General features: G+C 45.5%; 17 protein-coding genes and 1 pseudogene. 16 read left to right on the top strand and 2 right to left on the bottom strand.

Features of this window, described 5'->3' with window-relative positions; genetic code table 11:
• The first annotated feature begins 2 nt into the window (after window positions 1-2).
• The 12 genes from nuoE (at window position 3) to AOC28_RS03010 (ending at window position 13047) form a co-directional block, all read left to right on the top strand.
• Complete coding sequence (nuoE, locus tag AOC28_RS03065; RefSeq protein WP_072582488.1) at window positions 3-509, top strand: NADH-quinone oxidoreductase subunit NuoE; 507 nt, start codon at window positions 3-5, stop codon at window positions 507-509.
• Entirely contained in the window at window positions 506-1804 is a 1299-nt protein-coding gene (nuoF, locus tag AOC28_RS03060) for an NADH-quinone oxidoreductase subunit NuoF (protein ID WP_072582487.1), read from the top strand. The genes nuoE and nuoF overlap by 4 nt, the downstream gene beginning before the upstream one ends.
• A 32-nt stretch (window positions 1805-1836) precedes the next feature.
• Entirely contained in the window at window positions 1837-4152 is a 2316-nt protein-coding gene (nuoG, locus tag AOC28_RS03055; protein ID WP_072582486.1) for an NADH-quinone oxidoreductase subunit NuoG, read from the top strand.
• An 8-nt stretch (window positions 4153-4160) separates the two neighbouring features.
• Window positions 4161-5234 (top strand): NADH-quinone oxidoreductase subunit NuoH, encoded by a 1074-nt coding sequence (nuoH, locus tag AOC28_RS03050; RefSeq protein WP_072582485.1) that lies wholly within the window; start codon window positions 4161-4163, stop codon window positions 5232-5234.
• 11 nt (window positions 5235-5245) lie between these two features.
• Window positions 5246-5737 carry an NADH-quinone oxidoreductase subunit NuoI gene (gene nuoI / locus AOC28_RS03045; RefSeq protein ID WP_072582484.1) on the top strand — a complete coding sequence of 164 codons (492 nt, stop codon included), beginning with the start codon at window positions 5246-5248 and terminating at the stop codon, window positions 5735-5737.
• Between the two features lie 20 nt (window positions 5738-5757).
• Window positions 5758-6405: an NADH-quinone oxidoreductase subunit J gene (locus AOC28_RS03040; protein WP_072582483.1), complete on the top strand. Its 648-nt coding sequence runs from the start codon at window positions 5758-5760 to the stop codon at window positions 6403-6405.
• Window positions 6402-6710, top strand: a complete 309-nt coding sequence (nuoK, locus tag AOC28_RS03035; protein ID WP_072582482.1) for an NADH-quinone oxidoreductase subunit NuoK — start codon at window positions 6402-6404, stop codon at window positions 6708-6710. Before AOC28_RS03040 ends, nuoK begins: the two co-directional genes overlap by 4 nt.
• A gap of 2 nt (window positions 6711-6712) precedes the next feature.
• On the top strand, window positions 6713-8773 hold the full coding sequence (gene nuoL, locus AOC28_RS03030; RefSeq protein ID WP_072582481.1) for an NADH-quinone oxidoreductase subunit L: 2061 nt from the start codon (window positions 6713-6715) through the stop codon (window positions 8771-8773).
• A gap of 24 nt (window positions 8774-8797) precedes the next feature.
• A complete protein-coding gene (locus tag AOC28_RS03025) occupies window positions 8798-10264 on the top strand; it encodes an NADH-quinone oxidoreductase subunit M (protein ID WP_072582480.1) in 1467 nt (488 codons plus the stop codon).
• A gap of 10 nt (window positions 10265-10274) precedes the next feature.
• Window positions 10275-11774 carry an NADH-quinone oxidoreductase subunit NuoN gene (gene nuoN, locus AOC28_RS03020; protein ID WP_072582479.1) on the top strand — a complete coding sequence of 500 codons (1500 nt, stop codon included), beginning with the start codon at window positions 10275-10277 and terminating at the stop codon, window positions 11772-11774.
• 222 nt (window positions 11775-11996) lie between these two features.
• Window positions 11997-12497, top strand: coding sequence for an NUDIX hydrolase (locus AOC28_RS03015; RefSeq protein WP_237767726.1), 501 nt, complete (start codon window positions 11997-11999; stop codon window positions 12495-12497).
• 64 nt (window positions 12498-12561) lie between these two features.
• Entirely contained in the window at window positions 12562-13047 is a 486-nt protein-coding gene (locus AOC28_RS03010; RefSeq protein ID WP_072582477.1) for a DUF1178 family protein, read from the top strand.
• Between the two features lie 69 nt (window positions 13048-13116).
• Here the strand turns inward: AOC28_RS03010 and AOC28_RS03005 are convergent.
• A pseudogene (locus tag AOC28_RS03005) lies at window positions 13117-14635 on the bottom strand (CoA-acylating methylmalonate-semialdehyde dehydrogenase).
• Between the two features lie 162 nt (window positions 14636-14797).
• Between AOC28_RS03005 and AOC28_RS03000 the strand changes: the two are divergent.
• Entirely contained in the window at window positions 14798-15919 is a 1122-nt protein-coding gene (locus tag AOC28_RS03000; RefSeq protein WP_072582476.1) for an NADH:flavin oxidoreductase/NADH oxidase, read from the top strand.
• 32 nt (window positions 15920-15951) lie between these two features.
• Complete coding sequence (locus AOC28_RS02995; RefSeq protein WP_072582475.1) at window positions 15952-16926, top strand: tripartite tricarboxylate transporter substrate binding protein; 975 nt, start codon at window positions 15952-15954, stop codon at window positions 16924-16926.
• 8 nt (window positions 16927-16934) lie between these two features.
• On the opposite strand, the gene AOC28_RS02990 is transcribed toward AOC28_RS02995, so the two are convergent.
• Window positions 16935-18245 carry an amidase gene (locus AOC28_RS02990; protein ID WP_072582474.1) on the bottom strand — a complete coding sequence of 437 codons (1311 nt, stop codon included), beginning with the start codon at window positions 18243-18245 and terminating at the stop codon, window positions 16935-16937.
• A 76-nt stretch (window positions 18246-18321) separates the two neighbouring features.
• Here AOC28_RS02990 and AOC28_RS02985 point away from each other — a divergent pair, with 76 nt between their 5' ends.
• Window positions 18322-18984: a SprT family zinc-dependent metalloprotease gene (locus tag AOC28_RS02985; RefSeq protein WP_072582473.1), complete on the top strand. Its 663-nt coding sequence runs from the start codon at window positions 18322-18324 to the stop codon at window positions 18982-18984.
• A gap of 48 nt (window positions 18985-19032) precedes the next feature.
• On the top strand, window positions 19033-20124 hold the full coding sequence (locus AOC28_RS02980; protein WP_072582472.1) for a tartrate dehydrogenase: 1092 nt from the start codon (window positions 19033-19035) through the stop codon (window positions 20122-20124).
• Window positions 20125-20132: the final 8 nt, after the last annotated feature.

Raw genomic sequence — 20132 nt, 5'->3', positions numbered from 1 at the left:
TAATGACTACGACTCTGCAACTATCCGATAAAACACTGGCTGATATTCATCGCAATATCGCCAAGTATCCCGCTGAGCACAAGCAGTCTGCTGTAATGGCCTGTTTAATCGCCGCTCAAACTGAGGTGGGCTGGGTTTCTCCTGAAGTTATTGAAACGGTTGCCCAGATTTTAGAAATGCCAAGCATTGCTGTTGATGAAGTCGCAACTTTCTACAACATGTACAACACCAAAAAAATTGGTAAGTACAAATTGGTGATTTGCACTAATTTGCCATGCCAATTAACCCATGGTGAAACTGCAGCAACATACCTTAAGGAGACTTTAGGTATTGGCTACAACGAAACTACCCCATGCGGAACTTTTACCTTGAAAGAGGGTGAGTGCATGGGTGCCTGTGGTGATTCACCAGTGATGTTGGTGAATGACAAGCGCATGTGCAGTTTTATGAGCAAAGAAAAGATTGATGCTTTATTGAGTGAGTTACGTGCAGAAGGGAAAGCAGCATGACCAGCTTGCACGATCGCCATATCAAGCCTTTAATCCTCGCTGGATTAAATGGAGATAACTGGCGTTTAAAAGATTACGAAAGTCGTGGTGGTTATCAACAACTACGTCGTTTAATTAACGACAAAGTATCTCCTGATGCCATCATTGCCGAATTAAAGGCTTCTTCATTACGTGGTCGCGGGGGCGCAGGCTTCCCAACGGGTTTGAAGTGGAGCTTTATGCCCCGTCAATTCCCGGGACAAAAATATTTAGTTTGCAATAGCGATGAAGGTGAACCCGGTACTTTTAAAGACCGTGACATCATGCGCTATAACCCACACGCTTTGATTGAAGGCATGATCATCGGCGCTTACACAATGGGTATTACAGTTGGCTACAACTACATCCACGGTGAAATCTGGGATGTGTATTCTCGCTTTGAAGAGGCGCTTGAAGAAGCGCGAGCAGCAGGATATCTGGGTGACAAAATTTTAGGAAGCGATTTTTCCTTCCAGTTACACGCATCCCCAGGTTGGGGTGCTTATATTTGTGGTGAAGAAACGGCCCTGCTTGAATCTTTAGAAGGTAAGAAAGGGCAGCCACGCTTTAAGCCACCATTCCCGGCAAGTTTTGGTTTGTATGGCAAGCCAACAACCATTAATAACACTGAGACATTTGCTGCTGTGCCATTTATTTTGGCCATTGGCGGTCCAGCCTATTTAGAGCTTGGAAAACCCAATAATGGTGGAACCAAAATATTCTCGGTATCGGGTGACGTGGTTCATCCAGGCAACTATGAAATTCCGTTGGGTACTCCATTTTCAGAGCTCTTAAAGCTTGCTGGCGGTATGCGTGATGGCAAAGCTTTGAAGGCTGTGATTCCTGGAGGATCTTCTGCGCCAGTTGTTCCTGGTGCGCAGATGATGGATCTGACTATGGACTACGACAGTATTGCAAAAGCAGGATCAATGTTGGGATCTGGCGCTGTGATCGTGATGAACGAAACCCGTTGTATGGTCCGTGCCTTGGAGCGTTTGTCTTACTTCTACCACGAAGAATCATGCGGTCAATGCACCCCATGTCGTGAAGGTACTGGTTGGTTATGGCGCATTGTTCATCGCATTGAACATGGTGAAGGACGTCCAGAGGACTTGGATTTGCTGAATGACGTAGCTGCCAATATTCAAGGTCGTACGATTTGCGCTTTAGGTGATGCAGCAGCAATGCCGGTACGTGGCATGTTGAAACATTATATGGATGAATTTGCGTATCACGTAGAACATAAGCGCTGCTTAGATTCTGCACAACCTTTATAAAGATTTAGAGCACGGGATATCTAAAAGTGAGCATGGTAGAAATCGAATTAGATGGTAAGACTGTAGAAGTTCCGCAAGGTTCGATGGTGATGCACGCCGCGAACAAGCTCGGCACCTACGTTCCTCACTTCTGCTATCACAAGAAGTTATCGATTGCTGCTAACTGCCGCATGTGTCTAGTAGAAGTGGAGAAGGCGCCTAAGCCATTACCTGCGTGTGCGACTCCAGTGACTCAAGGCATGAAGGTGTTTACGCATTCTGCAAAAGCGGTTGAGGCTCAGCGTTCTGTCATGGAATTCTTGCTCATTAACCATCCATTAGATTGCCCAATTTGCGATCAGGGTGGCGAGTGTCAATTACAAGACTTAGCGGTTGGTTACGGAAAATCAAACTCACGCTACGATGAAGAGAAGCGTGTTGTCTTCCATAAAAATGTTGGCCCATTGATCTCCATGCAAGAGATGACACGTTGCATCCATTGCACTCGTTGTGTACGCTTCGGCCAAGAAGTTGCCGGCGTTATGGAGTTAGGTATGGTCAACCGCGGTGAGCATTCTGAGATTACCACCTTCGTTGGTCAGACGGTAGATTCAGAGCTGTCTGGAAACATGATTGATTTGTGTCCAGTTGGCGCTTTAACCAGCAAGCCATTCCGTTATGCAGCGCGTACATGGGAACTCGGACGTAAGCGTTCAGTTAGTCCGCACGATAGCTTAGGTGCCAACACTACAGTTCAGACTAAAGCTAATAAAGTCATGCGTGTAGTTGCTCTAGAAAACGAAGCTATTAATGAATGCTGGATTAGCGATCGTGATCGCTTCTCTTACGAAGGTTTAAATAGTTCTGACCGTGTAACCACACCAATGGTGAAGCAGGGCGGCCAGTGGTTAGAAACAGATTGGCAGTCAGCTTTAGATTATGTTGCTCATTCTCTGAAAACAATTTCAGCAGAAAGTGGTCCTGAGTCGATTGGTGCTTTAGCCCACCCAATATCTTCTACTGAGGAATTGCACCTCTTGCAAAAGTTAGTGCGTGGCCTTGGCTCCAATCAAATGGAAACTCGATTGCGCCAAACTGATGTAAAAAATGCTGCAGCAGCGCCATGGTTGGGTATGCCAATCGCCAAGATCAATGAATTGGATCGTGTATTAGTTATTGGTAGTTTCTTGCGCAAAGACCAGCCTGTATTGGCTGCTCGTATTCGTACTGCCAGCAAACGCGCCTTACAAGTATTACGTATCGATGCGGGTGGTGATGACTGGTTTATTCCAAGTAGCGGTATTTCAGTGGCTCCAAGCGCATGGTTGAATGCATTGAGTGAAGTTGCACTTGCTGTTGCAAAAGCAAAATCAGTAACAGCGCCAGTTGGCACATTTAATCTAACCATTTCTCCTGCGGCGCAGAAGATTGCCGATAGCTTGCTCTCCGGTGAGTCAAAGGCTATATTGCTTGGTTCTGCTGCTATTGCGCATCACCACGCTTCTGACTTGCACGTCATGGCGCAATTTATTGCTGATCAGACTAGCGCTACCTTAGGCTTCTTGCCAGTTGGTGGCAATGCCGTTGGCGCATCTTTAGTGAATGCAAACGGCGTGGGTGTTGAGTCAGTCTTATCTGGCGAACGTCGCGCAGTGATCTTGATGAATATCGAGCCAGATTCAGATTTGCCAAATCCAGCAACTGCTCGTGCGGCTTTGGCAAAGGCTAATACCGTTATTGCTTTGAGCGCTTATAAGAGTGCTGACTTGATGGAGGTAGCCGATGTCATTCTGCCTACTTCAGTGTTTTCAGAAACAGTCTCCACCTTTGTGAATTTAGAGGGAAGGGTTCAAACAGTCCAGCCTTCAGTAAAACCTTTAGGTGATTCACGTCCAGCATGGAAAGTATTGCGTGTATTGGGTGGGCTCTTAGGTTTAGACGGTTTCTTGTTTAATGCTCCTGAGGAAGCGCTAGGAGAAGCATTGGACGATGGTTATTGCAATCGCTTAAATAACAAAGCTACAAGCTCTTCGATTGCCAATGGAAATCTAGCTCCTTTCAATGGTCTCGAGCGTTTGGCTGATGTCAACATTTATGCTGGCGACCAAATCGTACGGCGTTCTTCAGCTTTGCAGTTAACGCGTGATGCTAAGCGTGGCAATCAGGTAGGCTTAAATAAAATCACTTTCGCTGAATTGGGCCTCAAAGAGGGTGATGCAGTGCGTGTTAGCCAAGATTCTCATTCGGTTGATATGCCGGCAACATTAGAGGTTAATTTAGCGCCTGGAGCTGTCAGAATTTCTGCTGGCACCATGGCAAGTGCCAAATTGGGATCGATGTTTGGTCCAGTAACTATTAGTAAGGCATAAGGGACGAGATGGATAATTTCTTGAACCTCATAACTACTCAAGGCGAGGCTATTTTTGGCTCATTGTGGCCCTTGGTTTGGGCATTGATTCGTATTGTGATCATCGTATTGCCGATGTTTGGTTGCGTTGCCTATCTAACCCTTTGGGAAAGAAAGTTGATTGGCTGGATGCATATTCGTCTTGGCCCAAATCGCGTAGGTCCACTGGGTTTATTGCAGCCAATTGCTGACGCATTAAAGCTCTTGATGAAAGAGATCATTGCACCTGCTCAAGCTAGTAAGGTTTTGTACTTCATTGCACCAATCATGGTGATCATGCCTGCATTTGCTGCTTGGGCTGTGATTCCATTTCAGGCAAAGATGGTTTTAGCTGATGTAAACGCAGGCTTGCTGTACATCATGGCTATTTCTTCTATTGGTGTTTATGGGGTTATCTTGGCTGGTTGGTCTTCTAACTCTAAATATCCATTCCTTGGTGCAATGCGCGCTTCAGCCCAAATGATCTCCTATGAGATTGCAATGGGTTTTGCATTGGTTACCGTCTTGCTTACCTCGGGTTCATTAAATTTAAGTGCCATTGTTACTTCACAAGAGCAGGGTTACTTTGCCAGCATGGGCCTTAATTTCCTCTCGTGGAATTGGTTACCTTTATTACCAATGTTCTTGATTTACTTTATCTCTGGCGTTGCTGAAACAAACCGCCATCCATTTGACGTGGTTGAGGGTGAATCTGAAATCGTAGCTGGACACATGGTTGAGTATTCAGGTATGTCTTTTGCCATGTTCTTCTTGGCTGAATATGCCAACATGATTTTGATTGCAGCTGTTGCATCCATCATGTTCTTAGGAGGTTGGTTGCCGATTGTTGACTTGCCAATCTTGCGTGATATTCCAGGGTTCTTCTGGTTATTTGGTAAAACATTCTTCCTCCTATCCTGCGTTATTTGGTTGCGCGCTACATTACCGCGCTATCGCTATGACCAAATTATGCGTTTGGGTTGGAAAATATTTATTCCCATATCAGTATTTTGGGTGGTTGTTATCGGTGCGTGGGTTGTCTCTCCATGGAATATTTGGAAATAAGTTGATAAATCATGTTTAAGAAAATTTCCCAATTCCTCGATAGCTTGCTGCTAAGAGATATCTTGGTCGGCATGTCTATTACCGGTCGCTATCTCTTTAAGCCAAAAATTACCGTTCAATACCCCGAAGAGAAGACGCCGTTATCTAGTCGCTTCCGTGGTTTGCACGCACTTCGTCGCTATGAAAATGGTGAAGAGCGCTGTATTGGCTGCAAGTTATGTGAAGCAGTTTGTCCGGCTTATGCCATCACCATTGAAACTGCTGAGCGTGATGATGGCACTCGTCGTACCAGCCGTTATGACATTGACCTGACTAAATGTATCTTTTGTGGTTTCTGTGAAGAGGCTTGCCCAGTAGACGCCATTGTTGAAACAAATATTTTTGAGTATTTCGGCGATAAGCGCGGCGACTTGTATTTCACTAAAGACATGCTTTTAGCTGTGGGTGATAAATACGAAAAAGATATCGCCGCTAACCGTGCAGCTGATGCACCTTACCGTTAATCGAATCGAGCTTAACTAATATGACATTCGATCCATCTACTTTATTTGCCATGTTTTTTTATGGCTTTGCAGGCTTATTGGTGATTTCTGGGCTTCGTGTGATCACGGCTCGTAACCCAGTGCATGCAGCACTATTCTTGGTATTGGCTTTCTTTTGCGCGTCAGGTCTTTGGATGTTGCTCAAGGCGGAGTTCTTAAGCTTGGCTCTGATTTTGGTCTATGTTGGCGCAGTGATGGTCTTGTTCCTCTTCGTGGTGATGATGCTGGACTTAGATATTGAACATTTACGTCGCGATTTCAAAAAGTTTCTACCGGTTGCCTTCTTGATGGGTGCCGTCATTGTTCTTGAGTTATCAATTGTGATCATTCGTAGCTTTATTGGAACTGATGTGCCAGTGCAGCTCATGCCAGAAGAGTTGATGGCAAACAATACCCAAGCTTTGGGTATGTTGATCTTTGTCGATTATGTATACGCCTTTGAAGTTGCTGGTGTGATCTTACTAGTGGCGATTATTGCCGCAGTTGCATTGACATTGCGTAATCGCAAAGACTCTAAATCGCAGAATATTCACGAGCAAGTCAATGTCGTTGCAGCAGATCGCATGCGCATTGTGAAAATGGGTTCAGACATGGCTGCAAAGCAAGATACAAGAGGGGGGAAGAAATGAATATCACTCTCGCTCATTATTTAGTGTTGGGTGCGATCTTATTTGCAACTAGCGTTATCGGAATTTTCTTAAACCGCAAGAATGTAATCGTTTTACTAATGGCAATTGAGCTGATGCTTCTCTCGGTGAACATGAACTTTGTGGCTTTCTCCCATTATTTGGGTGATATGGCTGGTCAAGTATTCGTATTCTTTATTTTGACTGTGGCAGCTGCTGAGGCGGCTATTGGCTTGGCAATTTTGGTTGTGCTCTTCCGTAAGGTTGACACAATTAATGCCGATGATCTTGACCACCTTAAAGGCTAGTCATGCAATTGACCTTAAACATACCTGTACTTTGCGCCATTCCTTTGGCGCCTTTAGTCGGCTCCATCATCGCTGGTTTCTTTGGCACCAAATTTGGCGGCAATCGCATTGGTCATGGTGCTAGTCAGTTTGTGACTATTTTGGGCGTAACGATTGCATTCGTGCTTTCCTGCAATGTATTAGTTCAAGTGATGGATGGCTTCTATTTCAATGGAACTGTTTACCATTGGATGCAATTAGGCGAACTCAATTTAGATATTGGCTTCCTTATTGACCCTTTAACGGCAACCATGATGTGCGTCGTGACCTTTGTGTCATTGATGGTCCACATCTACACCATTGGCTATATGCACGGTGAAGAAGGTTACAACCGCTTCTTCTCCTACATCTCCTTATTCACCTTTGCTATGTTGATGTTGGTGATGAGTAATAACTTATTGCAACTCTTCTTTGGCTGGGAAGCTGTGGGTGTGGTTTCTTATTTATTGATTGGTTTCTACTTTGAACGCCAGTCTGCAGTGTTTGCCAATATGAAGGCTTTCTTAGTTAACCGCGTTGGTGACTTTGGTTTCATCTTAGGCATCGGTATTCTGTTGGCCAGTACTGGCTCGATGCAATATGACGTGATCTTCTCTCAGAATTCTGCTTTAGCAGCCCAAACATTGCCAGGTACTAGCTGGAATTTGATGACGGTTGCCTGTATCTGCTTGTTTATAGGTGCAATGGGTAAGTCAGCCCAATTCCCACTACACGTTTGGCTACCAGATTCGATGGAAGGTCCAACACCAATCTCTGCATTGATTCATGCTGCAACCATGGTTACTGCTGGTATTTTCATGGTGTCACGGATGTCGCCACTGTTTGAGCTTTCAGATGTCGCGCTGAGCTTTATCTTGGTGATTGGTTCAATCACAGCGCTATTTATGGGCTTCCTCGGTATTGTGCAAAACGATATCAAGCGCGTTGTTGCGTATTCAACTTTGTCTCAGTTGGGTTACATGACAGTCGCATTGGGTGTTTCTGCATATCCGGTAGCCATCTTCCATTTGATGACGCACGCTTTCTTTAAAGCATTGCTATTCCTTGCTGCAGGTAGCGTAATTCTTGGTATGCATCACGAACAAGATATGCGCAAGATGGGCGGACTCTGGAAATATATGCCAATTACTTGCTTGATGATGTTGTTGGGAAATTTAGCCCTAGTCGGGACCCCATTCTTCTCAGGCTTCTATTCAAAAGACTCCATTATTGAAGCGGTAGCTGCAAGTCATATCCCTGGTTCAGGTTTTGCTTACTTTGCTGTCATGGCTAGCGTATTCGTAACAGCCCTGTATTCATTCCGTTTATATTTTTATGTATTCCACGGTAAAGCACGCTGGGGTCATGAGGATTCACATGCCCACGACCATCATCATGATCATGCGGAGCAGGGTGACGATCATGCGCATCATGGTTTAGCTCCAGGTCAAAAGCCCCATGAATCACCATTCGTTGTGACATTGCCATTGATTCTTCTGGCAATTCCATCCGTAATTATTGGTTTCTACACAATCTCACCGCTGTTATTCGGAACTTACTTTGGCGATTCCATCTTTATCGACTTAGCACGCCATCCGGTGATGAAAGAGTTGGAAGATGAGTTCCATGGTCCAGTTGCAATGGCAATTCATGCATTCACTTCACCAGTCTTGTTGTTGGTAGTACTTGGCGTGTTGACTGCTGCGATTGGTTATCTCTGGGCTCCTAAGCTACCAGCCAAAGTTGCCGAAACATTTGCACCAATTAAGAAATTATTTGATAACAAGTATTACCTCGATGAAATCAACCAAGCCGTGTTTGCTAAAGGCCTTATTTGGATCGGCGGCTTCTTATGGCATCGCGGTGATCAAAAGATCATCGACGGTTTCTTTGTTAATGGCAGTGCGCATGCAGTAGGGCGCTTTGCTGGAGTAATTCGTCATTTGCAATCCGGTTATCTTTACCACTATGCCTTCGCAATGATTGCGGGCCTAGCAGTATTGTTGGCTTGGGTTTTGTATGCTTACCTGCCTTTTGTTCGCTAGGCCTTTGTTACTTAAGTAGCCACTATGATTCTTTCTTACGCGATTTGGACCCCGATTGTCTTTGGACTCATTATTTTGTTTTATGGGTCTGAAAGATCAACTGCCGGTGTACGCTGGTTGACCCTGATCGGAGCGGTACTTAGCTTCATTGCAACGCTTCCATTGTTGATTAATTTTGATATCGCTAATTCTGGAATGCAGTTCGTTGAAAAGATCAGCTGGATTCCACGTTACGACATTAATTACCACCTCGGTATTGACGGTATTTCTGTTTGGTTCATCGTACTTACTGCATTCATCAACGTCATTGTGGTGATTGCAGCATGGGAAGTGATTCAAACTAAGGTTTCGCAATACATGGCCTCGTTCATGATCCTGTCTGGACTAATGATCGGCGTATTTTGCGCTCTTGACGCATTGCTTTTCTATATGTTCTTTGAGGCGACATTAATTCCGATGTACATCATCATTGGTGTATGGGGCGGCCACAACCGTATTTATGCGGCATTTAAGTTCTTCTTGTATACCTTGCTTGGCTCTTTGCTTACTTTGATTGCCATGCTGTATTTGTACAACGTGACTAATACATTCGATATTTTGGCTTGGCAAAATGCCCGATTAGATATTGTCGAGCAGATCCTATTGTTTGCAGCATTCTTTATGGCGTTTGCTGTCAAGGTTCCAATGTGGCCATTACATACTTGGCTACCAGATGTCCACGTTGAAGCGCCAACAGGTGGCTCAGTGGTTTTGGCTGCAATTATGTTGAAGCTTGGTGCCTATGGATTTCTGCGCTTCTCTTTGCCAATCGCGCCAGATGCGAGCCAATACTTAGGCCCTTTTGTAATCTTCTTATCTTTGGTTGCGGTGATCTATGTAGGTGCAGTTGCTCTTGTTCAAAAAGACATGAAAAAACTGGTTGCCTATTCTTCAGTTGCTCACATGGGCTTTGTAACCTTAGGCTTCTTCCTCTTTAGTCCGCTGGGTATTGAGGGCGGTATTGTGCAGATGATTTCACACGGCTTTGTTGCCGGTGCGATGTTCTTGTCCATTGGCGTACTTTACGACCGTATGCATACCCGACAGATCGCTGATTACGGTGGCGTAGTGCATCGCATGCCTGCATTTACTGCGTTTGCCGTATTAATGGCGATGGCCAACTGCGGTTTACCTGCTACCTCTGGGTTTGTTGGTGAATTCATGGTGATCTTAGCTGCTGTTGACTATGACTTTGTCATCGGTATCCTAGCTGCTACAGCATTGATCTTAGGCGCTGCTTATTCCTTGTGGATGGTGAAACGTGTATTTTTCGGTACCGTTAACAATGCCCACGTTGAAGAGTTAAAGGATTTGAACGGTCGTGAATATTTCTTGATGGCAGTTTTATCTATCTGTGTAATTGGTATGGGTGTCTATCCAAAACCATTTACCGACATCATTCATCCAGCTGTAATTAATCTGTTGCAGCATGTTGCTGTCAGCAAACTCTGAGTAAGTACAAATGCAAGCATTCGACCTTTACGCCATCCTGCCGGAACTTGTTTTACTCGTAGCAACCTGTTTGTTATTGGTTGCTAGCGTTTATGTTCGCGAAAGAGTGGCATCTACCCCTGGTGTTGAGCAAGACATCTTTCATACTCCGCGTGGAGTTGGCTTCGTGTACTTTTTCTCGCTGATCTTATTGGCGTATCTCATTTTTGCTTTCATTGGACGCATGGGCGATCCAGCGCTTGTAGCAATGAATGGGCTATTTCAGTCTGACCCATTTTCTAACTTACTCAAGGCATGTTCTTGCATCGCTGTTTTGGTGAGCTTGATTTATTCTAAGCAATATTTGATGGATCGCGCCTTGTTCCGTCCGGATTTCATTGTCTTAGCTCTGCTTGCTTTGCTTGGCCAGTTTGTATTGATCTCTGGTGCAAATCTGTTAACTCTATACCTAGGCTTGGAGTTGATGGCTTTGCCTACATACGCATTAGTTGCAATGCGTTACAGCAGCGAAAAGAGTGTGGAAGCCGGTATTAAGTACTTTATCTTGGGTGCATTAGCATCCGGTTTCTTACTTTATGGCATGTCGATGCTCTACGGTGTCACCGGATCACTTGACCTTATTGAAATCTTTAAAACCGTTGCTGACCCTCGTGTAAACCATTTGGTGATGGCGTTTGGCTTGGTATTTATTGTTGCCGGTTTAGCCTTCAAGTTGGGTGTGGTGCCATTTCATATGTGGGTACCGGACGTCTATCAAGGTGCGCCAACTGCTGTGACCTTAATGATTGCTGCAGCTCCAAAATTAGCTGCATTTGCATTGTTATTTCGCTTATTGGTAAATACCTTATTGCCTTTATTGGGCGATTGGCAGCCAATGCTGGTTTTGCTCGCAGTTCTATCACTAGTTGTAGGTAACGTGACTGCAATTGCGCAAACCAACATCAAGCGCATGCTGGCTTATTCTGCCATTGCGCAAATGGGCTTTGTTCTCTTGGGCATGTTGTCTGTTTTTGATGATCACGCATTTAGTGCAGCAATGTTCTACGCCATTACCTATGTGTTGACAACCCTTGGCACCTTCGGCTTATTGATGGCTTTGTCGCGCAAAGGTTATGACTGCGAAACCTTGGATGGATTAAAGGGGCTCAATAAGAAGCATCCGTGGTTTGCCTTTATTGGTCTGGTTATGATGTTCTCTTTAGCAGGGATTCCGCCGACAGTTGGTTTTGCAGCTAAATTGGGCGTTCTAGAAGCGCTAGTGGATGCTGAGCATACCTTCTTGGCAGTCATCGCTGTAATGGCTTCTTTAGTGGGTGCCTTCTATTACTTGCGCGTAGTCAAGGTGATGTATTTTGATGAACCTGAGCACGAGATCACAGTTTCTGGTTCAGGCTTTGCTAAAGGGCTCTTGAGTCTTAATAGCATTTTGGTTTTGGTTATCGGCATTGTTCCTGCGGGTCTAATGAGTCTTTGTTTAGATGCAATGCGCCGTACCTTACTGGGGTCTTAGAAGGAATTAACATCTATCTAAAGGCTCCGTAAGGGGCCTTTATCATTTCAGGTGCCATCAAAATGACATTCAATTTAGTTAAGCTGGTTTAATCAATAACAGACGGAATATGTACTAAGACCTATGACTGAAAAATCATTTGAAGATCTGCCGACTGGTGATAAACATTTACGTGAAGTGCGTCTATCTGGAGAGGATATTTACGGCGGCATCTTTTTAAAGATGAAGCGAGATAAAGTGTCATTGCCTGATGGTGAAGAGGCGATACGCGAATATTTAACCCATCCGGGTGCGGTAGCTATTGTTGCGATCTTGGATGATGGTCGTGTGTTGCTCGAGCGCCAGTATCGCTATCCAATCGCAAAAGCCTGCATTGAAATTCCTGCAGGAAAACTAGACCCTAAAGAGGATCATTTAGTATGCGCGAAACGTGAGCTCGAAGAAGAAACCGGATATACAGCAAAAAAATGGAGTTTCATTCGCCGTATTCATCCCGTGATTTCGTATTCAACAGAGTTCATTGATATCTATCTGGCAGAGGAGCTGATCCCCGGTAAAAGCCATCTTGATGATGAAGAGTTTTTGGATGTATTTGCTGCTCCATTGGAGCTATTGATTTCTTGGGTTGAGGATGGCGAGATTACGGACGTCAAAACCACGATAGCCACCTATTGGCTTGATCGCTATCGTAGGGGCTTAGTAAAACCGCATCCAATCGAATAGGGCGCATTCAAACCCGATTAAAATAGGGTATTGAATTTATCGTTTTTGCCCTTATATACGTTTTATGAAAGTTTATAACTTAGCCTGCCCCCTAGACCATCGCTTTGAAGGATGGTTTGCTTCAGAAGAAGATTGCCTTGCTCAGCAGGACAAGGGGATGCTTGCTTGTCCAGTATGCGACAGCACAGAAATCACCCGCATGCCTTCAGCCCCCCATATTGGTAAATCAAGCTCTACTGAGTTAGCTTTATCTAAAGCTGAACCTGAAAGTATGAGTGGGGGCGTTGTTGCTTTGACTGGAAGCGACCATTCTCATCTCGAGGCTCAAGTACAGGCCGCCTTTTTGAAAGGTATGCGTGAGCTAATGGGCCGATCTGAGGATGTTGGCAATTCTTTTGCTGATGAGGCCAGAAAGATTCACTACAAAGAAACTCCTGAGAGAAGTATTCGTGGCCAAACTACTTTCGATGAGGCTGAAGCCTTACGAGAAGAGGGCATCGATGTCCTCTCGATGCCAATGATTCCCGCTCTTAAAAATACGCTACAGTAATTTTTTACTTCATCCTGGCAAATAAAAAAGCGATCCGAAGATCGCTTTTTTGCTAATCACTTCCTGGTATTACTTAGAGGTAGGCATTACAAACTCTGCACCTTTAGCAATACTCTCGGGCCAGCGTTGCATCACACTCTTTCTTGGTGTAGAAACGTACGCCTTCTTTGCCGTATGCATGCATATCGCCAAAGATCGACTTTTTCCAACCACCAAAGCCATGCCATGCCATAGGTACTGGAATTGGTACGTTAATACCAACCATGCCTACTTGTACACGACGAGCAAATTCACGGGCAATATTGCCATCGCTTGTGAAGCAGGCAACACCATTGCCAAATTCGCAAGAGTTAACTAAGTTAAGCGCATCTGTAAAGTTGGCAACACGCAAGCAGGACAAAACTGGTCCAAAGATTTCTTCTAAGTAAATCTTCATGTCTGGGGTGACATTGTCAAACAATGTACCGCCGATAAAGAATCCGCTCTCGTTGCCAGGAACTTTGAGTCCGCGGCCATCAACAAGGAGTTTTGCTCCCGAAGCTACGCCAGCCTCAATATAGCCGGTAATGCGCTCTAGAGCTGCTTTAGTAACGATTGGTCCCATTTCAGCATCAAGTTCCATACCGTTTTTAACTTTTAGAGTCTTGGTGCGCTCAATCAGCTTTGGCATGATCTTCTCTGCCACATCACCAACCAATACCGCTACAGAAATGGCCATACAGCGTTCGCCAGCGGAGCCGTAAGCAGCACCAACCAGGGCATCAATTGCTTTATCAATATCAGCGTCAGGCATGATCACCATGTGGTTCTTCGCGCCGCCTAAAGCTTGGGAGCGCTTGCCAAAGTGCGAGCAGCGCTCATAGATGTAATTGGCAATTGGAGTGGAGCCCACAAAACTGACCGCTTTAACATCTGGATTTTCTATTAAGGCATCAACCGCTTCTTTATCGCCTTGAACAACGTTGAATACGCCGTCAGGTAGGCCAGCTTCCTTGAGGAGCTTAGCCATGAACAGTGAAGCGGAAGGATCTGTAGGGCTGGGTTTGAGAATGAAAGTGTTGCCGCAAGCAATCGCAACTGGGAACATCCACATTGGCACCATGACTGGGAAGTTAAATGGGGTGATACCAGCAACTACACCTAAAGGCTGACGCATAACCCAGTTGTCGATACCAGTCGATACTTGCTCGGTGTAGTCGCCTTTGAGTAGCTCAGGAATGCCAGTAGCAAATTCCACAATCTCAATACCGCGTGTTACTTCCCCTTGGGCATCGGTAAATACCTTGCCATGTTCTGCTGTAATGATGGCAGCCAACTCATCGCGATGAGCGTTTAGCAATTCAAGATACTTGAACATGATGCGTGCACGGCGCAATGGGGAGGTTTGACTCCATGACACAAAGGCTGTTTGGGCATTGGCTACAACTTCATCAACTTCTTTACGGCTAGCAAGCGCAACACGGCGTGCTACTGTTCCTTTGGTTGGGTTATAAACATCGGCAAAGCGACCATCTTTAGGGTTAACTACATTGCCGCCAACAAAGTGGCCAATATCTTCTTTTGATTCAAAGGCTTGAGGTGCGTTCATAATCTCTTGTGGTGAGTATTTTTCAGGTTTTGGGTAAAAAAGCCGTTTGGCCAATTAGCCTGCACGACTTCGCTGTCTCGTTTATTCTGCTTTTTAAGTATTCTAGCGCTTAACAGCAATTTTCGTATTTTTGACCTATTTTTGGATTTTTCAAGGCATTTTATGAGTCTTTTATTTTCGAGCTATACCCTCAATTCCCCGCGGGGACCTCTAGAGCTGGCAAATCGCATTGTGGTTGCCCCGATGTGCCAGTATTCGGCCAATAACGGCGAGGCAACTGACTGGCACCTCATGCACTGGGGTAATTTGCTGAATAGTGGCGCAGCACTCTTCATTATTGAGGCTACAGGGGTAAGTCCGGAGGCCAGAATTACGCCTTCTTGTCTTGGGCTCTGGGATGATCGCACTGAAGCAGCTTTGAAAGACAAATTAAGTCGAGCGCGCGAGTTGGCTCCTGCCGTACCTGTTTTTATTCAGTTAGCGCATGCAGGTCGCAAAGCATCCAGTGCAACCCCCTGGGATGGCGGACAATTGCTCCCAACGGATCAGGGCGGATGGGAAACTCTAGCACCCTCAGCGATCCCCCAGTTAGATGGAGAGCGTTTACCTCATGAATTGAGTAAGGTTGAATTAAAAAAGTTGATTGATGATTTTGTAGCATCAGCAAAACGTGCAGGTCGTATTGGAATTGATGGGATTGAACTCCATGGTGCCCATGGATACTTGTTGCATCAATTTTTATCTCCTATCGCTAATCAACGCACGGATGAATACGGCGGCTCATTTGAAAACCGCATTCGCTTTCCATTAGAGTTATTTGCTGCCGTAAGAGCCGCATATCAAGGAGTTCTTGGCATACGCATTTCAGCTAGCGACTGGATAGAGGGTGGCTGGACTCCGGAAGAAACAGCGAATTTTGCAAGACAACTCAAACCTTTGGGTTGTGATTTCGTACACATTTCTTCTGGTGGCATTTCGCCAAAACAAAAGATTGCAATTGGTCCAAATTACCAAGTGCCTTTTGCAAAGATAGTTAAAGATCAATCTGGTTTGCCAACTATGACTGTTGGACTCATTACCGAGCCACAGCAAGCCGAAGACATTTTGCAGGCGGGTGATGCGGATCTCATCGCTTTGGCTAGAGCATTCCTATACAAGCCTCGCTGGGGTTGGGAAGCTGCAGCAGCTCTAGGTGGCACAGTTACTGCAAATGAGCGTTATTGGCGTTGTTTACCTCGAGAAGCCCAGGCCGTATTTGGTGATGTAAAAGTAGGGCAGCGATAAACATTAAAAAATCATATGTTGGGGGAGCGCTAATGAAAAAATATTCGGTGATACGCAGTGCGCTTGTAATTTTGGGGTTTGGGATTTCATGCCTAGTTATGGCCCAATCCTTTCCGGATCGTCCAATTACTTTAGTAGTCCCCAATCCACCTGGTGGGCTGGTTGATACTTCGGCACGTCTATTAAGTGAGCCGTTGACGCGTGTGATCGGTCAACCGGTGATTGTTGACAACAAGCCGGGAGCAAGTGGCAATACCGCCTATCAGTATGTTGCCAAAGCAAAACCCGATGGCTACACCTTATTGATTTCCTATTCTGGTTATCACGTTGGTAATCCCGCTTTATTCGATAAGCTTCCGTGGGATCCCATTAAAGATTTTTCTCCAATTGCCTTACTGACTGTTTCAACCAATGTCATTGCAGTGCACCCTTCAGTTCCGGTAAATAATTTGAAGGAATTTATTGCGTACGCAAAAGCTAATCCAGGTAAATTAAATTACGCCTCACAAGGCAATGGTTCTGTGTCGCATATTGGTACTGAGATCTTCAAGCAAACTACTGGTGTGGATATGGTGCATGTTCCATACAAGGGATCTGGTCCAGCCATTCAGGACGTTTTGGCGGGGCAGGTACAGGTATTTATTAGTACGCCACCCTCAGTCATGCAACACGTCCAAAGTGGAAAACTCAAGGGGCTTGCTGTGACCGGCAAAAATCGTCACCCTGGTATGCCAAACGTACCAACTACCGCTGAAGCTGGTCTACCATCATTTCAGTTGGAATCATGGGTGGCCCTTTATGCGCCTGCAGGAACACCTGCAGCAGTGGTTACCAAGCTTACTAATTCTGTAAAGCAGAGCTTGGCATTGCCTGAAATTAAAGAGCGTGCCGATGCCGCTGGTGTTGAACTTCGTTACTTGGGACCAAACCAAACTGATGCGCTAGTTAAGAAAGAACTTCCTTTCTGGGCTAAAGCAATTAAAGCGGCAAACATTACTCTTGATTAAGGGCTTGGCTAAGCCTGATCTCGCAGGGTGGGGTCAGGTAATGCCAATGTAAATGCCCGGGCAGCACTCAATAAGAAATGATCTTTACCTGGGCCTGCAATGAGCTGAACTCCTACTGGCAATCCATTGGGGCCACTGCTTACATTGATATTGATGCAGGGCAAACCTAGAAGAGTCCAAGCTCTAGAAAAAAGAGGATCTCCAGTACCATCCTTAATGTTGGGCGCTTCGCCATTTGCACTTGGGGCTATCAAGATATCCACTTCATTATTAAATAAGTCTTCCATGGCCGCCCTTGACTTATCGGCAAGGCTCAAATCTTTTGCATATTGCTCGTAGCTAATTTCAGCGCCTTCACTAAGTTGCTTCAGAAGTTGTGGGCTGAGCTTTTTAGCGTAATGCACACGTTCAAAAGTAAGGCTGCGTGACATTTCAGAGATCATGATGCGAGTTTGCGCTTGGGTGAGTCCATCACATGTCTTTGGTAACTTCAGATCAATTACGGTGCCTTTAGCAATCATCTCGGCAGCATGCCGGGCAACAGCAAGCGCTGTAGCAGTTTCTTTTTGTGCAAACGGCCAGCTAGATGTTTTGCAAATGGCGATGCGGGGTTTGTTATGCAGGACTTCAATATTTGCTAGTTGATGATCGCCACTCATGGCAGCTACACCAAGACCCACATCTTCTACTGTTCTACCAAAGCAACCCATGGTGTCGAGTGTTATAGAAAGACTTTTAATTCCCGCAATACTCACTTTGCCATGACTAGGTTTAAAACCCACTACACCACAAAAAGACGCAGGGCGAATGATTGAGCCAGCAGTTTGACTGCCGGTTGCTAGTGGAACCATAAAATCGGCTACCGCAGCCGCAGAGCCGCTAGAAGAACCGCCGGGTGTGTGCTTTGGGTTATGGGGATTTGTTGTTAAGCCACTCTTAAATGTTGCAAATTCTGTTGTAACGGTTTTGCCTAAAATAATGGCACCAGACTGTCGCATCAGGGCAACCGCCACAGCATCGGCAACTGGATAGTGGTTGGCGTAAATGGGTGAACCATAGGAGGTCGGCAAATCATAGGTGTCATAAAGATCCTTAACCCCAATTGGGAGACCATGTAATAGGCCCTGAAAGGCACCTTTATCAAGCTGTTTGGCGCGAGATAAGGCATTTTCCTTTCCTAGGCTTGCCCAGGCCTTAACAACGCTCTCTTTTTGTCCTATGCGGTCTAGGCAGGATAGGAGTAAATCAGTGGCTTTAATTTCCCTCTTAGAGAGGGCTTTGATGGCTTGGGTAGCGCTTAGGCTTTCTAGATCTTTCATGGACTCATTCTACTTATGGTGGCGTATGATCGCAATTGATGGTTTTTGTCCTAGATTTCGATAGAAGAGAAGTTAAATGAAGCAACATACAGTCCGTGAGGCCTGGCTAGAAGACGCCGTAAGGCATCTTGAGCCGGTCTTTTCAAAAGCAGGTTATGCCATCCCTCCCGTCAGGGTCTCATGCGGATTCCCGGCCTCTAGTAGTCCTAGAACAACACTAGGCCAATGCTGGCCACGTGAGCGCTCAGGTGGTGGCGTAAATGAGATATTCATTTCCCCTAAGTTGGATGAGCCTGTTCAGCTTTTAGATACCTTAGTTCATGAACTCTGCCATGCAGTGGATGACTGTTTTAGTGGCCATGGCGAAGATTTCAAGGGAATCGCTCAAACGGTGGGTCTGGAAGGCCCTGCCAGAATGGCTCATGCCACTGAGGAGCTCACTGTAAGACTGATGATGATTAGTCAGGAGCTTGGCCCTTACCCGCATCAAGCGATTGTTTTCCCGCCCCCAAGGCCTAGCAATGCTAGTCGAAGTAAGGCTAAATGTGGGCAATGTGGCTACGAGGTAACTTTGCTCAAGAAGTGGGCCAGTTATGGAGCGCCAATCTGCCCCAAGGACAACATTCGGATGCTAGAAGCTGTTCCAGAGACCATTGAAAATACCACTGATTACGATAGTGAATCAGTTGAAAAGGGTAGCAAGAAGGCGCCAGATGAAATCCGTCGCGCTATTAGCTAGTTATTTGTAAAATTCATCTTCAACAAAATAAAACGAGACACATCATTTATGAACGCAAAGAAAATATTTAAGAATCCAAAGATTGCCGTTATTCCTGGGGATGGTATTGGCAAAGAAGTCATGCCGGAGGGCGTACTTGCGCTAGAGGCAGCCAATCGTAAATTTAATCTAGGTATGCAGTTCGATCATTTTGATTTTGCAAGCTGTGATTACTATCTCAAGCATGGGAAGATGATGCCGGATGATTGGTTCGATATCCTCATGAAGTACGATGCGATCTTTTTTGGCGCTGTAGGTATGCCGGATATTCTGCCTGACCATGTTTCACTCTGGGGCAGCTTAATTCAATTCCGCCGTGGCTTTGACCAGTATGTCAATTTGCGTCCAGTACGTTTATTGCCCGGTGTGCCTTGCCCACTTGCCAACCGTAAGCCCGGTGACATCGATTTCTTTGTGGTGCGTGAGAACACCGAGGGCGAATACTCCAGCGTTGGTGGCAAGATGTTCCCGGATACCGATCGTGAAATCGTGATTCAAGAATCTGTCTTCACTAGACAGGGTGTTGACCGAATTTTGCAATACGCTTTTGACTTAGCCCAAAGTCGCCCTAAGAAGCATTTAACTTCTGCAACCAAATCAAATGGTATTGCCATCACTATGCCTTATTGGGATGAGCGTGTAGAGGCAATGTCTAAGAAATTTGCCGATGTAAGAGCCGACAAATACCACATTGATATTTTGGCGGCTCACTTCGTTATGAATCCAGATCGCTTTGACGTTGTCGTTGCAAGTAATTTATTTGGCGACATTCTCTCGGATTTGGGTCCTGCATGTACCGGCACCATTGCGGTAGCACCATCTGGCAGTATCAATCCTGAAGGTAAATTCCCTTCCTTGTTTGAGCCGGTTCACGGTTCAGCGCCTGATATCTTTGGCAAAATGATCGCCAACCCAATTGGTCAGATCTGGAGTGGGGCGATGATGTTAGATCACCTTGGTTATCCAGAGGCTGGTAAAGCAATATTTAGTGCCATTGAAAAGGTATTGGCATCTGGTCCAGGACATGCGCCATTGACACCAGATCTTGGTGGCACCGCTAAGACAGATGATTTGGGTAAGGCGATTGCCGCAGCAATCTAACTAGTAAT

This window comes from Polynucleobacter sp. MWH-Adler-W8, assembly GCF_001889925.1.
Classification (GTDB): Bacteria; Pseudomonadota; Gammaproteobacteria; order Burkholderiales; family Burkholderiaceae; genus Polynucleobacter.
Note: the sequence above shows the minus strand (reverse complement) of the source record. Positions and strands in the feature narration are given on the sequence as shown.